This is a genomic window from Bovifimicola ammoniilytica (assembly GCF_025567085.1).
In the GTDB taxonomy this organism is placed as follows: domain Bacteria; phylum Bacillota; class Clostridia; order Lachnospirales; family Lachnospiraceae; genus Bovifimicola; species Bovifimicola ammoniilytica.
Map to the genome: position 1 here is coordinate 80,010 of NZ_JAOQJN010000001.1, position 15,315 is coordinate 95,324.

The 15,315-nt window shown below is 32.9% G+C and carries 12 protein-coding genes and 1 pseudogene; 12 read left to right on the forward strand and 1 reads right to left on the reverse strand.

The genetic code is table 11. The annotated features are described in order from the left end of the window. Nucleotides 1–286 precede the first annotated feature (286 nt). The 7 genes from ileS to OCV48_RS00405 all read left to right on the forward strand — a co-directional run bounded on the left by ileS (nucleotide 287) and on the right by OCV48_RS00405 (nucleotide 10,938). Complete coding sequence (gene ileS, locus OCV48_RS00375) at nucleotides 287–3,448, forward strand: isoleucine--tRNA ligase (protein ID WP_147590805.1); 3,162 nt, start codon at nucleotides 287–289, stop codon at nucleotides 3,446–3,448. 269 nt (nucleotides 3,449–3,717) lie between these two features. Continuing rightward, the gene (locus OCV48_RS00380) at nucleotides 3,718–4,023 is read left to right on the forward strand and encodes a hypothetical protein (RefSeq protein WP_021982344.1); all 306 of its coding nucleotides are present in this window, start codon (nucleotides 3,718–3,720) and stop codon (nucleotides 4,021–4,023) included. 432 nt (nucleotides 4,024–4,455) lie between these two features. After that, entirely contained in the window at nucleotides 4,456–5,568 is a 1,113-nt protein-coding gene (locus tag OCV48_RS00385) for a hypothetical protein (protein ID WP_147590806.1), read from the forward strand. Between the two features lie 23 nt (nucleotides 5,569–5,591). Next, the gene (locus OCV48_RS00390; protein ID WP_147590807.1) at nucleotides 5,592–6,338 is read left to right on the forward strand and encodes a hypothetical protein; all 747 of its coding nucleotides are present in this window, start codon (nucleotides 5,592–5,594) and stop codon (nucleotides 6,336–6,338) included. Between the two features lie 233 nt (nucleotides 6,339–6,571). Next, nucleotides 6,572–9,025: a glycogen/starch/alpha-glucan phosphorylase gene (locus OCV48_RS00395; RefSeq protein ID WP_147590808.1), complete on the forward strand. Its 2,454-nt coding sequence runs from the start codon at nucleotides 6,572–6,574 to the stop codon at nucleotides 9,023–9,025. A 246-nt stretch (nucleotides 9,026–9,271) separates the two neighbouring features. Next, on the forward strand, nucleotides 9,272–9,553 hold the full coding sequence (locus OCV48_RS00400) for a hypothetical protein (protein WP_147590809.1): 282 nt from the start codon (nucleotides 9,272–9,274) through the stop codon (nucleotides 9,551–9,553). Nucleotides 9,554–9,705: 152 nt separating this feature from the next. Next, the gene (locus tag OCV48_RS00405; protein WP_147590810.1) at nucleotides 9,706–10,938 is read left to right on the forward strand and encodes an ATP-binding protein; all 1,233 of its coding nucleotides are present in this window, start codon (nucleotides 9,706–9,708) and stop codon (nucleotides 10,936–10,938) included. Nucleotides 10,939–11,397: 459 nt separating this feature from the next. Here OCV48_RS00405 and OCV48_RS14115 read toward each other — a convergent pair. After that, nucleotides 11,398–12,087 (reverse strand): annotated as a pseudogene (locus tag OCV48_RS14115) (IS91 family transposase); the annotation flags it as partial. A 105-nt stretch (nucleotides 12,088–12,192) separates the two neighbouring features. Between OCV48_RS14115 and OCV48_RS00420 the strand changes: the two are divergent. From OCV48_RS00420 to OCV48_RS00440, 5 genes are all read left to right on the forward strand, one after another. Then, nucleotides 12,193–12,711 carry a hypothetical protein gene (locus OCV48_RS00420; protein ID WP_147590811.1) on the forward strand — a complete coding sequence of 173 codons (519 nt, stop codon included), beginning with the start codon at nucleotides 12,193–12,195 and terminating at the stop codon, nucleotides 12,709–12,711. 39 nt (nucleotides 12,712–12,750) lie between these two features. Continuing rightward, nucleotides 12,751–12,987, forward strand: a complete 237-nt coding sequence (locus OCV48_RS00425; protein WP_147590812.1) for a hypothetical protein — start codon at nucleotides 12,751–12,753, stop codon at nucleotides 12,985–12,987. A gap of 26 nt (nucleotides 12,988–13,013) precedes the next feature. Continuing rightward, nucleotides 13,014–13,646, forward strand: coding sequence for a hypothetical protein (locus tag OCV48_RS00430; protein ID WP_147590813.1), 633 nt, complete (start codon nucleotides 13,014–13,016; stop codon nucleotides 13,644–13,646). A gap of 69 nt (nucleotides 13,647–13,715) precedes the next feature. Continuing rightward, complete coding sequence (locus OCV48_RS00435) at nucleotides 13,716–14,471, forward strand: hypothetical protein (protein ID WP_147590814.1); 756 nt, start codon at nucleotides 13,716–13,718, stop codon at nucleotides 14,469–14,471. After that, a complete protein-coding gene (locus OCV48_RS00440; protein WP_147590815.1) occupies nucleotides 14,464–15,306 on the forward strand; it encodes a hypothetical protein in 843 nt (280 codons plus the stop codon). Before OCV48_RS00435 ends, OCV48_RS00440 begins: the two co-directional genes overlap by 8 nt. The last annotated feature ends 9 nt before the right edge of the window (nucleotides 15,307–15,315 follow it).

Sequence of the window (15,315 nt, forward strand, 5' to 3'; positions counted from 1 at the left end):
TCACTCCGGAGCTGCAGTCCGAAATTATCGTATCTGATTTATATTATTAATTAATAGATACGAATCAGAAGAAGAGTAGAGACTGACGTATTTCCAACGTTAAAGGGAACGCATATAAACATCAGATTATATCTGATATAGTATGTCTGTAACAGGTGGTATAACGTTAGAGAGCTTTCGTCCTATTACAGGATAAGCTCTCTTTTTAGTGTATAGGATTAGGGCATCAAAAGCTCCTTTGAAACTCTAATCGGTATAGGAAATAAATTAAGAAAGGAATTTTAGAATGTACAAGAAAGTATCTACGAATCTCAATTTTGTTGAGAGAGAAAAAGAAATTGGAAAATTCTGGAAAGACAATGACATTTTTAAGAAAAGTATGGAAAACCGTAAAGAGGGAGAGACATATACTTTCTATGACGGACCTCCAACAGCAAACGGTAAACCACATATCGGTCATGTTCTTACAAGAGTTATAAAGGATATGATTCCAAGATACAGAACAATGAAAGGTTATATGGTTCCAAGAAAAGCAGGCTGGGATACACATGGTCTCCCTGTAGAGCTTGAAGTAGAGAAATTATTAGGCTTAGATGGTAAGGAACAGATTGAAGAGTATGGTCTTGATCCATTTATTAAGAAATGTAAGGAAAGCGTATGGAAATACAAAGGAATGTGGGAAGATTTCTCAGGTACTGTTGGTTTCTGGGCTGATATGGATAATCCATATGTAACATATGATGACAATTTCATCGAATCTGAATGGTGGGCATTAAAACAGATTTGGGATAAGAAGTTATTATACAAAGGCTTTAAGATTGTACCTTATTGTCCTCGTTGTGGAACACCTTTATCAAGCCATGAGGTAGCACAGGGATATAAAGCAGTTAAAGAACGTTCAGCAGTAGTACGTTTTAAGGTTGTAGGTGAAGATGCATATTTCCTTGCATGGACAACAACTCCTTGGACATTGCCATCTAACGTTGCACTTTGTGTAAACCCTGATGAGACATATTGTAAAGTTAAAGCAGCAGACGGATATGTTTATTATATGGCAGAAGCTTTATTAGATAAAGTTTTAGGCGGTCTTGCTGAAAAGAAAGGTGTAGAGGGTAAGGATTACGAAGTTCTTGAAACATATAAAGGAAAAGACCTCGAATATAAAGAATACGAACCATTATATAAATGTGCAGGAGATGCAGCAAAGAAACAGAATAAGAAAGCTCATTTCGTAACATGCGACACTTATGTAACAATGTCAGATGGTACTGGTATCGTTCATATTGCACCTGCATTTGGTGAAGATGATGCTAAGGTAGGACGTAATTATGACTTACCATTTGTTCAGTTTGTAGATGGTAAAGGTGATTTGACAGAAGAAACTCCTTATGCCGGATTATTTGTTAAGAAAGCAGATCCAGAGGTATTAAAAGACCTTGATGCAGAGGGAAAATTATTTGATGCTCCAAAATTCGAACATGATTATCCGTTCTGCTGGAGATGTGATACCCCACTTATTTACTATGCAAGAGAATCATGGTTCATCAAGATGACAGCCGTTAAAGATGACCTTGTAAGAAATAATAACACAGTAAACTGGATTCCTGAATCTATCGGTAAAGGACGTTTTGGCGACTGGCTTGAGAATATCCAGGACTGGGGCGTTTCACGTAACAGATATTGGGGAACACCACTTAACATCTGGGAATGTGAATGTGGATGCCAGCATGCTATTGGAAGTCGTGATGAGCTTGAGAAAATGAGTGGTAATCCTAAGGCTCAGACAGTTGAACTTCACAGACCATACATTGATGAGATAACAATTAAGTGTCCAAAATGTGGTAAAGATATGCACAGAGTTCCTGAAGTTATTGACTGCTGGTTTGACTCAGGTGCAATGCCATTTGCACAACATCATTATCCATTTGAGAATAAAGATTTATTTGAGCAGCAGTTCCCAGCACAGTTTATTTCAGAGGCTGTTGACCAGACAAGAGGCTGGTTCTATTCATTAATGGCAGAGTCAACATTATTATTTAACAAAGCACCATATGAAAATGTAATCGTTCTTGGACACGTACAGGACGAAAATGGTCAGAAGATGTCTAAATCAAAGGGAAATGCAGTTGATCCATTTGATGCATTACAGACACATGGAGCAGATGCAATTCGTTGGTATTTCTATACAAACAGTGCACCATGGCTTCCAAACAGATTCCATGATAAAGCCGTTACTGAGGGACAGCGTAAATTCATGGGTACACTTTGGAACACATATGCATTCTATGTACTTTATGCAAATATTGATGAATTCAATCCAATGAATTACACACTTGATTATGATAAATTAAGTGTAATGGATAAATGGTTATTATCTAAGTTGAATTCAACTGTTAAAGCAGTTGATGATAACCTTGATAAATATAGAATACCTGAAGCTGCAAGAGCATTAGATGAATTTGTAGATGAAATGAGTAACTGGTATGTAAGACGTTCAAGAGAACGTTTCTGGGCAAAAGGAATGGAGCAGGATAAGATAAATGCTTATATGACACTTTACACAGCATTAGTAACAATCTGTAAAGCCGCTGCACCAATGATTCCATTTATGACAGAAGACATTTACCAGAACTTAGTAAGAAGTATTGATAAAGATGCTAAGGAAAGTATCCATCTTTGCGACTTCCCTGTAGTAAATGAGAAACATATCGATAAGAAGTTAGAAGAAGATATGGAAGATTTATTAGAGGTGGTTGTTATGGGACGTGCATGCAGAAATGCTTCTAATATTAAGAACAGACAGCCAATTGGCAAGATGTATGTTAAAGCTGACTTCAATTTATCAGAATTCTATACAGATATTATCGCTGATGAGCTTAACGTTAAAAATGTTGAATTTACAGATGATGTAAGAGCATTTTCTTCATACAGCTTTAAACCACAGCTTAAGACTGTCGGACCAAAATTCGGTAAACAGTTAGGAGAAATCAGACAGGCACTTTCGGCATTAGACGGAAATGCAGCAATGGACGAAGTTAATGCAAATGGTTCGTTGAAACTTGATTTACCAAGTGGAGAAGTTGTTCTTGAAAAAGATGATTTACTTATCGACATCGCCCAGACTGAGGGTTATGTATCACAGAGCGACAACAAGATAACAGTTGTTCTTGATACAAATCTTACACCTGAACTTCTTGAAGAGGGCTTTGTAAGAGAAATCATTAGTAAGATTCAGACAATGAGAAAAGAAGCCGGCTTTGAAGTTATGGATAAGATTACAATCTATGCTAAAGGCAATGATAAGGTTACAGACATAATGACAAAGAATAAAGATGGCATTATTTCAGAAGTTATGGCGACTGACTTAGTTATTGGTTCAGTTGAGGGCTATGAGAAAGAATGGAACATCAATGGCGAAGACGTTGTAATGGGCGTTAAGAAAAATTAATTATAAAAACATTATGATGCCGGGGCTTTTGTCCCCGACATCATTTCGTTGAGTTTCGTTGATTTATCATTGAATTATAATTAAGTTAAATAAAAACTGCTGTGTGGCAAAATTCTTGCACATAGCAGTTTTTTTCGTTATTATATACTTAATAATATTATTTATCCTGAACGTTATTATTTATTTAAACAGCATTTTAAGGAAGACTTCTGAATGAAATTATTAATAGCGAAGAATAATGAGAAAGGCGTTTAGAAAGGAGGAATTAGATGAAGATAGAGTATTATTTATTACCGGAAGCTGATTATAAAGGACAATATGACAGAAAAGAGGGACACTTTATAATTAAGACAGGGACTATCGCAGATATGATACACGATAGTAAAATGCTTTGGGACCTCGATTTTGATAAATGTATTCCGGATTATGAGAGATTGAACGACATATTGAGAGAGGGATATTTTCAAAGATTAGCTGAATGGGAACCAATGGAGATTGATAGGGAAGAATATAATGCAATTGTTAAAATGTTATTGGATATACAGATGGACAGACCATATAGAGTTGAAATGTGAAGTTAAAAGTGTGGATTAAGTTGAAATTGATATTGAGTTCTGGGAAGAATGGATAATTAATCTATGTTAAAAGGGAAAAATGTATATTATATGTATTAAAAAGGTGTATTTACGGGATGGGTAAATAAATTACATTTAATTGGAAAAGAATGGTTTATAATGCGATAAAGCTTTGTTAAAGCAATATTAAAAAAAGAAATTTTATTTGTAGATACAAAACAATTGTATGAGCAATAATGCTTGTATGTTGATAATAGTTATGATATATTGTATATATGTAGTGACAAAATAGTTTAAAAATTGTGCATAATTTACAATTTTAGACAGCTCTATTTGAGGTGAGCGAGGCAAATAGGGTAGAGAGGTAAATGGGAAGTATTGTAGCATATGAATTACCATTTATATAGGTAATCGCTCAGAAAAGAGGTTTATATGAATAAAAAAATTAAGAGAGTAGTAAGTAGTGTTTTAGTTGTTAGTGTAGTGTTTTTACTTTTGTTTGGGGAAGCAGCTTATGTTCAGGCAACAGAGGTAAATGAGGAAGCTTATACGATAGAAGATGAAATTGGGGATGTGGTTGAAGAGTTTTATGATGATTTGGAATGGAAAATATCAAATATAACACCGATTTATAATAATATTGGGGAAATTATACAATATGCTATTAACATATCAGCAAATGATATAAATTATGGATATTTTATATATGATATTTCAAATCAGAAATTGATAAAATTTATGGTAGAACGTTATCATGGAGGCTTTGTAGAAACATATTTTCCAGAAGAGAATTTAGAAAATAAGAAAGTTATATTTAAGGATGAATTTACATATGACTTGGTTGATTATGAAAATTCTACAGATGAAGTTGGTGCGTTTTATGATAAATCAATAAATAAAACAAATGAATTATTTAGTATTTTTTTAGATAATTATCAATACATATTAAATGATTATAAATTAGCATTATCAAGATATATACCTAGAGTATACAAATTTGGTCAGGATTATTGTGATGAAATAAATAAAGAATATTGTTGTGCGGCTGTTGCTATACTAAATGTATTAGCACATTATAATTGTTTTAAGACATGGGATAAAGATTCTATATTGTGGGCATATTATACAATTTATTCAATGGGAGGTGTAAAAAAATATGGGCAAGAATATGTAATGAATCAAAATAATATAGGATATGTTGTAAGTACATTTGCTAAATGGTATGGAAAAATTAATAATATGCCATATTCTGCACAGAATAATCCATCAAGTGCATTTTTTGTAGATGCAGTAAATAATAAATATCCATCTATATTGGGAATATCTACAAAATGTTATAGTGATGATAATAAAAGATGGGAAATTTGTGGACATGCAGTAACAGTATATGGATATTTGCGGTTTAAGTCAAAAAAGAATAATTCTTCGAAATATTTCCTATGTGTTGCTAATAGTTGGGATACAGGTGTAATTGAATATATAGCATATGATGATATAAGACTTCATTCGTCTTATGGAATAAAATTTATGCATGTTTATAAATAATTATTTATTAACGGAGGTGCGGTATGAGAATTAAGTTAAAAGAATATAAAGAACTTATATGCGTGATAGGTGTCGTAATCTTAGTGGCAGCCATTATTTTCGTGAGAAAATATAATGGTAATAAGACGGATAAAGTGGAAGATATACATATAGATGTTGATACCGGGGATATACAATATGCAACAGTATCAGGCAGAGGACACAAATATACAATTTATAATAAAGAAACAATACAAGAGATAATAGACAAAATTAATGCTGAAACTATAGTAAAGAATGGTAAGAAACATCAATTTTCAACAAGTGACTATGGAATAGGCATTTATACTGCCGGTGGTGAACATATTGGGCTGGTTATAGGAAGAGAATCGGCAGGATATAATGGCAGGAAATATTATTTTCAAGATGAGGGAAAACTACAAGATGAAATAAGGGATATGCTAAAGTATTGCGGAAAAGCTTTGCCAATAATAAAAGCAGATGAAGATGTTGAATTCAGTGCAAAAGGAATAGAATTTACACAAAACGAAGCAATTGGTGAATATAATACATTATTAACGGCGAAACCTATAGAAAAGGAACAGTTTAAAGATAGTGAGCAGTATTATTGTATAAAAACTGCATATTCCCAGGAAATATATGTCTATTATGTTGAAAATGAGATATACATAAAATATACAGATTATCATGCCGGAGTGTCAGATGTCGATGAAAATGGAAATGAGGTACCGATTGTAAAGCAGTGGTATTATGTGATTGATAAGATATAACAATAAACATTTACTTTAAAATCATCTTAAATATATGTTTTTGGAAAATCAAATATCAGTGAAAAACTGACCAATTGTATAATTTATCTCCTAATATGATTGAAAATAATAAAAAATCACGATATAATATACCTTATATTGGGAATTAGCAAAATATTATGTATTAAGAGAAGGATTTTGCGAATTATATATTACAGTTGCAACAAGGAGTGGTTGCAGAATGGAGGATTATAATGGATACTTTTTCCAAAGCAGAATTCAAAAAAGAAGTAAATGATTATGTGAAGATTACTTCACGTAAGACATTAGATGAAGCATCACAGTTAGAGAAATATCAGGGTGTTGCTTATGCACTGAAAGATTTTATCATTGACCAATGGATTGCAACTCATAAAGAATATGAGAAACAGGACGCTAAGACAGTATACTATTTGTCAATGGAATTTCTTATGGGTAGAGCATTAGGAAATATTATTATAAATCTTGCAGCAAGAAAAGAGATTAAAGAAGCTATTGAAGAATTAGGACTTGACTTAAATGCTATTGAAGATCAGGAACCTGATGCAGCACTTGGTAATGGTGGTCTGGGACGACTTGCAGCATGCTTTTTGGATTCGCTTGCAACTTTAGGCTATCCTGCATATGGTTGCGGAATTAGATATAAGTACGGAATGTTTGAACAGAAGATAGAGGATGGTTATCAGGTTGAGGTGCCTGACAATTGGTTAAAGAATGGTAATCCATTTGAAGTAAGACGTGAAGAATATGCCTGTGAAGTTAAATTTGGTGGATATATCAGAGTAGAACGTGGAGAAGATGGAAGAGAGCATTTCATTCAGGAGAATTATAGCTCTGTAAAGGCTATTCCATATGATTTACCAATCGTAGGATATGGCAATAACGTGGTAAATACACTTAGAATCTGGGATGCTGAACCAATGCAGCATTTTATGCTTGATTCATTTAACAAAGGTGATTATCAGAAAGCAACAGAGCAGGAAACTCTTGCTAAAAACATTGTTGAAGTATTATATCCTTGTGATGACCATTATGCAGGTAAGGAATTAAGACTTAAACAGCAGTATTTCTTCGTATCAGCAAGTGTACAGACAGCTATTAAGAAATATATGGATAATCATGATGATGTCAAGAAGTTATATGAGAAAGTTGTATTCCAGATGAATGATACTCATCCAACTATAGCAGTTGCGGAGATAATGAGATTATTAATGGACGAATACGAACTTAACTGGGATGAGGCATGGGACGTAACAACTAAATGTTGTGCATACACAAACCACACAATTATGAGTGAAGCACTTGAGAAATGGCCTATAGAATTATTCTCAAGATTATTACCAAGATGTTATCAGATTGTTGAAGAGATTAACAGAAGATTTGTACTTGAGATTCAGAATAAATATCCTGGTAATCAGGAGAAGATTGCTAAGATGGCAATTATATATGACGGACAGGTTAAGATGGCTAATCTTGCAATCTGTGCAGGATTTTCTGTAAATGGTGTTGCAAAACTCCATACAGAGATACTTGAGAAACAGGAATTAAAAGATTTCTATGAAATGATGCCACAGAAATTCAATAATAAGACAAATGGTATCACACAGAGAAGATTCTTATTACATGCTAATCCATTATTAGCTGACTGGGTAACAAGTAAGATAGGTGATGACTGGGTAACAAATCTTGCACATATTAAGAATTTAGAGATATATGCAGATGATAAGAAGTGCCAGAAAGAATTTATGAATATCAAATACCAGAATAAGGTAAGACTTGCAAAATATATTAAAGAGCACAATGGAATAGATGTAGATCCACGTTCGATATTTGATGTTCAGGTTAAACGTTTACATGAATATAAACGTCAGCTTCTCAACATTCTTCATGTAATGTATTTATACAATGAGATTAAAGAACATCCTGATATGAAATTTTATCCAAGAACATTTATATTTGGTGCAAAAGCAGCAGCAGGTTACAGAATTGCGAAACTTACAATTAAGCTTATTAACAGCGTAGCAGATGTAATTAATAATGATAAATCAATTGATGGTAAAATCAAGGTTGTATTTATAGAGAATTACAGAGTATCAAATGCTGAGATTATATTTGCGGCAGCAGATGTAAGTGAACAGATTTCAACAGCAAGTAAGGAAGCATCAGGAACAGGTAATATGAAATTTATGTTAAATGGTGCGCTTACACTTGGTACAATGGATGGTGCAAACGTAGAAATCGTAGAAGAAGTTGGCAAGGAAAATGCATTTATCTTCGGTATGAGTTCTGATGAAGTTATCAATTACGAGAACAATGGCGGATACAATCCAATGGATATCTTTAATAACGATATGGACATCAGAAAAGTGCTTATGCAGTTAATCAATGGTTTCTATTCACCACAGGATCCTGACAGATTCAGACCTATTTATGATTCATTATTAAATACTAATTACACAGACAGAGCAGACAGATACTTTATTCTTAAAGATTTCAAGTCATATGATGAAGCACAGAAGAAAGTAGAAGCAGCTTACAGAGATGAAGCAGGCTGGGCTAAGTCAGCAATTATCAATGTAAGTAATGTTGGTAAATTCTCATCAGACAGAACAATTGAGGAATATGTTCAGGATATCTGGAAACTTGATAAAGTAAAAGTTGAGGTTTAGTTGTAAGAAATATATAATGTTATTTTTAAGACAATTTAAAATATATGACTTAAGATTTTTAGGTATATCGTCATAAATATATAAAATGAGCTATACACAATTCAATTAATGAAAAGTATATGGCTCATTTTTTACTTACTAGGAAATTTCGTTGAAATTGTCTTAGTAAGCAAAAACGCTCCGCAAGGAGCGCACTGCGCGGAACAGAAAATGTTGCTATCGCAACCTGCAATCAAAAATATTACTATGAGAGAAGCTATCGTTAACTGTAATTTTGATGAAGATTTCTTTGAAGGAATTGATCATCCGGAGGGATATATTCAGGATGCCTGGTTTCTATACAACATGAGAAAAGGTTTTGAGCTCTTTAATGAGATGCTGGGAATTCTCGGGGACGAAAAAGAAGAGTTTGTCCTGATTATAAGCGGAAAAAAGAAGATTGATGACGAGAACTATGGTTACAGTGAGGAATACGAGGACGATGATGTGGGTTTCATCGCTGATGATGAGGACAACGAACCCGTATAACAAAGAACAGGCATAATGCCTGGGGTAGTCTTCGGATTGCCTTTACATAGTCTCCACTTTCGAAAAATAAAATATTTTGTGTTTTTGAAATCAACCTCTTGCATATACTATTAGTAGACAGTATAATAAGTACATCGAAGCAGTTTCAAGAAATGAAAAATCTTCGAATTTTGAAAGCGAGTGACGATATGAAAATAATTACAAGAGCAAAGTATCTCGACAGAATCATTGAACTGAATGGTACTCCTGACATCAAGATCATCACGGGCATTCGTCGATCTGGTAAGTCCAAGCTGATGCAGGCGTATATTGAGTATCTGAAAAGCCATTTTGAAAATATCAATATCATCTTCATTGACTTCATGGATTTGGCGTATGAAGAAATCAAGGAATACCATGCCTTACACGCCTATGTGGAAGAACATTATCAGGAAGGTAAAACGAACTACCTGTTTGTAGACGAGGTTCAGATGTGTCCAAAGTTTGAGTTGGCAATCAACAGCCTGTACTCTAAGGGAAAATACGACATCTATGTAACTGGCTCCAATGCTTTTCTGTTGAGTGCGGATCTAGCAACTCTGTTTACCGGACGCTATACTGAAATTCATGTGTTTCCTTTCAGCTTCCAAGAATATAGCCAATATTATGATGATGTTAGTGACAAAGATAAACTCTTTGATGATTACGCTATCAAGGGCGGTTTAGCAGGTTCTTACGCTTACAGAACCGAAAAAGACAGAACAAACTATATCAAAGAGGTATACGAAACGATTGTTACAAGGGATTTGGTGCAGAAATATGCACTCCCGGACACTTTAGTTTTACAACATCTGAGCGAGTTCCTTATGGATAATATCAGCAACCTGACTTCTCCTAATAAGGTCAGTCAGCTGCTGACAGCAAATGAGACTCCAACCAATCATGTAACCGTCGGCAAGTACATTAAGTATTTGTGTAATGCTTTTGTATTTTATGATATTAAGAGATACGACATCCGAGGCAAGAAATACCTTGAAAGCTCTGAAAAGTTCTATCTTTGTGACAGTGGTATTCGATATGCAATACTGGGAAGCAGAAATATGGATTACGGCAGAGTATATGAAAACATCGTTTGCATCGAGCTTCTTCGCCGTGGATACGATGTCTATGTCGGCAAGCTCTATCAAAAGGAGATCGACTTTGTTGCTCAGAGAGGCAATGAGAAGATTTATATTCAGGTCAGCGACAACATTTCTGGACAGGAAACATTTGAGAGAGAATGCTCTCCTCTGCTTCAGATCCGAGATGCTTATCCGAAAATGATTATTGCCAGAACCAAACATCCAAAATATAGCTATGAAGGAATCGAAATTCATGATATAGCTGATTGGTTGCTACAAGAATAAACAAGGCGAAATATCTTCGTCATTCTCTTTTGAAATGATGGAGATATTTTTATGTTGATGGAGATTAAGGGACAGGAAACTGTGTCAGGTTGCAAAAATCCTTTCCGAACTTTTCACATAGCAGTTATGCACTATGGTGTGTGGCTGCTTATTTTTTACTTTATAGGATTAGGGTGTCAAAAGCACCTTTTAATATTTGATTTTGCTTGTACTTTGAAAATTTAACACGAATTTGTGAAAGATATGATTTTTATGCCTACAATTCATTGATATTTTGAAACCGTGGTTCATTGATTTTATGCTGTTTTCTTATTTGAAGTATACGAATCTAAGCTATTGGTATAATCTAATAGCTTTTGAAAATCTAATGCTGCTATTTTAAATCCAAAGAATAGCCGGGTACGTTTTTTAACATGTACAGGTATCTTATCCACATGATATCTTCGGCGCATCTTTGGCAACTACGGTTTTAGAATCACATTTATTAGGTTTGGCATAAACATAGAAACAATGTTTGTACTTTAAATAACATAAGGCTTTGATTTTCTTGAAAGAGGGGTCAAGCCGGCTTTCCATTTCATTAAGTAAAGCGGTACGGAAAGCATTTCGGAGGTATGTATAATTAAAATGCGTGATATTGTGCCAACCCCCATTATCGCTGTAGCCACCTTCGGAAATCAGACAGTGAATGTGAGGATTCCATTTGAGATCTCTTCCAAAAGTATGGAGAACCATGATATATCCTGGAGTGAAGTTCATGGATTTATTGATTTTAAAGAACATATGTGAAACAACGTTGGCAACAGAATGAAAAAGACAATTAAGCAGAGTTCTGTATTGAAGGAAAAATCACGAAGATTTTCATCAATCGTGAAGACACAGTGTCTGTGGTGGACATTATTTAAAAGACATAGATGTAGTGCGTTCCATAGAATACTTGTTACCGCAAGTGGGGCAGAAACGGCTATGGCAACGAAAAGGAACGAACTTAAGTTTTCCGCATTGTGGGCAGCCATACATAGTACCGCCAAAAGAAGGATTACCACAGTTGATCATTTTTTCGATATTTTCCATCTCATAAAATCTGGGATGAAGAGTATATTTAATTTCTTCATAATAGTCTGTAAAGATTCTTTGTAATATATTCATATGTCTATTATGCAGGAAAATGAAGAAAAAGCCCCCTTAAGATTGAGGGCAGGGGAGTTGAATAGGCGAAGCCTATTTTTTATATAAAAAATTGCAGTTCAGGGCATGAGAATTGCAGTTCAGGGCAGATTGCTTCTGAAATATTGTAAAATAAAAACAATAATTGTATTTTCTACAGTTTTGATATTATTATCCTCTTGTAGTAATAAATCTGAAACTGAATCAAAAGAGAATGAGAGTAAATCAGAAAATACAAGTTATGTCTTTGAATCAGTAGATACAGAAGATACAAGTACAGAAGAAATCAGCACAGATGAGGCAGGTAACATTATTCAGGAAGAAGAAAGTAAATTTCCAAGACCAGAATATAAAATTAATAAATCCAATATTTATAAAATGAATGATGAAGTATCTATAAATTGTATGGATATTTATGGAGTTACTTGGATAAAGAAATTTAAAATAAATAACGTAACAATTTCATCGGAATTGCCAGAAGGAATTACGAAAGAACAAGTGAATTATTTTGATGAAAAAACAAATGAGAATGGTACACTACTAAATAAACAATACATATTTATGAATATATCAGTAAAAAATGAAAGTCAAAATGAAGTGGTATAGTATTTAAACTCAGGAAACTTTATTGAATTAAATGATGAAATGAAAGTTATAGATTCAACAAACGAAGCGAGATACCAGAGTCTTTACGATACATCAAAACAGGGCATTAAAGATTATTTTAGAATAATATTAAAACCAGAAGAAGAAATAGAAGTAACAATAGCTTATATATGTAACAAATCAATGGCAGAATCAGATAGTATATATTATATGCTGGATGGAACAGATATAAATTCTGAAGATATAAAAGCATTCAAGATTGATATACAGAAATAAATAAGAGAAATGAGGAATGTTTAGACGTGAAAGATATGAAAGGCATTTTTAAAAATGAGATGAAGAGAGCATTTATAAATAGGAATATGTTTATAGCTGTCTTTATAGGCTGCGTAATTGCAGTAATGCAGGTGATTAAATGTAGTATACCGGCAATAGAATCTCTTAAATTATATGAGTTATATGGAAAGGCGGAATATCCGGACTCGTTGTTTAATACGTGGATAGGCGGGGTTGGATATACATATCATGCTGTATTATATACCATATTAATTCCGCTTATTGCAATATTTCCGTATGCGGGAAGTTTATATCAGGATATAAAAAGTGGATATGTGAAAATCATATTTACAAAAGTTAGTAAGAAGAAGTATTTTGTATCAAAGATTATTGCTGCTTTTCTGAGCGGTGGAACAGCCGTTGTAATTCCACTAATTTTAAATTTGTTTTTGACAGCATTATTTGTACCGGCATTACGACCGGATGCATCTACTATGATGTTCTCAATTAATGATGGTTCAATGTTTAGTGATATTTATTATAGTAAACCATTTGTATATATATTGTTGAAAATTATATTTGCCTGTATTTTTGGAAAACTATATATTCATTTGAACAGTTTTTCAGAATCGACCAGCCGGCAGCAGGCATTTCAATAGGCTTTGTCCTTGGCAAATGTATGCTATTCTTTATAGTTTCATTGGGAATGTTAGTAGTGGAGGCAAAACGTGAAGAAATATATTAGCAGAATTAAGTTGTTTATGAATCTCAATCTGAAGATATATATAATTACTTTTGTTGCACTTATGATGTCAGATTATTCATTTATGTATAACGAGAAAAATATATCGTTTATGTCATTTGAGTTTTCTAAGGCTGACGTATTTATGTTATCAGTCAATGGTTACTATAGTCTGGCATTGGCGGTATTCGTGTATCTGATATTTATTAATTATAATCGTAACAATATAGAAAGAAGTGCGATGCTTAAATTTAGGAATTTTAATAATATCTGGATATGTAAATGTGTTGCATTAATGGTGAAAACATTATGCTTTACATTAATATTTATGTTATCTGAATTCATTATTGCAATAAATTTATCAGACGGGAATAATTGTAACTTCAATAGTACAAGAAGTATATTCTATTATATAAATGAGGGTAAAATGCCCGACAGAAATATAAAATTATCATATATTATATGTGTAAGTAGTATATACATATTTATATTGTTTATGGCAATTGGAATGATTAATTTATTAATGAACTGGTTAGAAATAAATAAGCATATATCCTTGATTGTAACAATATTTCTGGTAATTATCGTACAGGTCACAGGAATAATTAATACATATAATCTGTCCTATGATAAATTGCTTATGAGAACGGAATGGATATTTATGTATCTGGCAATTGTAGTGATATTAAGCATATTTATTGGAAGTCTGTATTGCAGAAAAAAGGAGTGCATAAATGCGTAACAGGATATTTCTAAGGCTGATTAGAAGAGATACAAAAGAAGTATTCAGAAAGAATTTAATATTTATCGTATTTCTTATAATATTCTTATTTATGGAAAATATGAATCTGAGAAATACATTTACGGATATGGGTTATTCAGTAAAAGACATAGGTATATTCGACTTTTATGTATATTTATTCAGAGGAATGAAAGTTTATACTCCTGAAATTGGTGGAAGATTTGAAATAGAAATGGATTGGCTTATATTACAGATATTTCCGGTTCTGATTGTAATTTCATATCTAAAGAGAGATTTATATCAGATGGGATATCAGACACTTATTAAATCAGGAAGTAGAAAATTATGGTGGAATGAAAAGTGTCTGTGGATATGTGAATTTGTCTTAATGATTTACGGAATTATATATGCGTTTGGTTTCATAAATTATTACGGCTGCAGAAACACTATAAATAAATCATTGTGGGAAGAGTCATATGGAATAATATTTAAAAATTGTAGTCATATGGATTTTATAATGATGTTTGTAATATCCCAGATATTAAATGCAATGTTTATGACATTGTTTATTTCATTGATTAGCATAACGGTTAATGAGATTATTGCAATAGTGGTCTGTGTATTTATAAATGTCATTACACTTTATTATACTACACCATATTTGCTTGGTAACAATACAATGATTTTAAGAAATTTCATATGTATTATGGGCGAAATTAATATTAATCATTGTTATATTACATATTGTATATTGGTGCTTTTAGTTATTGTTATAGGGAATATTTATATAGAAAAATGTGATTTCAGAAATGCTGAAACACGCACAAGAGAATAGGTTAAAAAT

Bases quoted from the DNA above. Each gene is read 5' to 3' on its own strand.
- ileS (WP_147590805.1), top strand. From the start codon at position 287: ATGTACAAGAAAGTATCTACGAATCTCAATTTTGTTGAGAGAGAAAAA.
- OCV48_RS00380 (WP_021982344.1), top strand. From the start codon at position 3,718: ATGAAGATAGAGTATTATTTATTACCGGAAGCTGATTATAAAGGACAA.
- OCV48_RS00385 (WP_147590806.1), top strand. From the start codon at position 4,456: ATGAATAAAAAAATTAAGAGAGTAGTAAGTAGTGTTTTAGTTGTTAGT.
- OCV48_RS00390 (WP_147590807.1), top strand. From the start codon at position 5,592: ATGAGAATTAAGTTAAAAGAATATAAAGAACTTATATGCGTGATAGGT.
- OCV48_RS00395 (WP_147590808.1), top strand. From the start codon at position 6,572: ATGGATACTTTTTCCAAAGCAGAATTCAAAAAAGAAGTAAATGATTAT.
- OCV48_RS00400 (WP_147590809.1), top strand. From the start codon at position 9,272: ATGAGAGAAGCTATCGTTAACTGTAATTTTGATGAAGATTTCTTTGAA.
- OCV48_RS00405 (WP_147590810.1), top strand. From the start codon at position 9,706: ATGAAAAATCTTCGAATTTTGAAAGCGAGTGACGATATGAAAATAATT.
- OCV48_RS00420 (WP_147590811.1), top strand. From the start codon at position 12,193: ATGAGAATTGCAGTTCAGGGCAGATTGCTTCTGAAATATTGTAAAATA.
- OCV48_RS00425 (WP_147590812.1), top strand. From the start codon at position 12,751: ATGAAAGTTATAGATTCAACAAACGAAGCGAGATACCAGAGTCTTTAC.
- OCV48_RS00440 (WP_147590815.1), top strand. From the start codon at position 14,464: ATGCGTAACAGGATATTTCTAAGGCTGATTAGAAGAGATACAAAAGAA.